The organism is Pelomonas dachongensis, from assembly GCF_043555865.1.
Lineage (GTDB): Bacteria > Pseudomonadota > Gammaproteobacteria > Burkholderiales > Burkholderiaceae_C > Pelomonas > Pelomonas dachongensis.
Genome location: NZ_JBIGHY010000041.1, coordinates 1 through 372 on the forward strand (window position 1 = coordinate 1; position 372 = coordinate 372).

Below are 372 nucleotides of genomic sequence, written 5' to 3' on the forward strand. Positions count from 1 at the left end.
CGGCCAAGCTGACCTTGACGCCGAACTCGTAGGGCTTGCGGGCCTTGCCCTTGCCGATGCATTCAACTTCCGGCGCGTGCAGGGCGTACAGCTTGTTCTTGTCGTGAGGGCGCTGGCTGCGGATGCGTTCGGCACGCTCCAGCCAGGGCTTGAGCTGGTCTTGTGCGGCCTGAGCGAGCGTCGCCATCTTGCGCTGCACCTGGCGCAACAGCACGCCGAGGATCGTGCGCTGGCGGCGCACCACTTGGCGCAGCCGCTTGAACTGCTTGGCATGGGCGTAGCCGCCGGCGCGCCGCCGCAAGCTCTGGCCCTCGCGCTCGTGCGTCATCTTGAGCTTCAGGCCCACCCGCTTGGCCAGGCGGGCGATCTTGG

General features: G+C 68.0%; 1 pseudogene. It reads right to left on the bottom strand.

Annotation, left to right across the window (positions count from 1 at the left end):
* Nucleotides 1–372: pseudogene (locus tag ACG02S_RS26235) on the bottom strand (IS5/IS1182 family transposase); the annotation flags it as partial.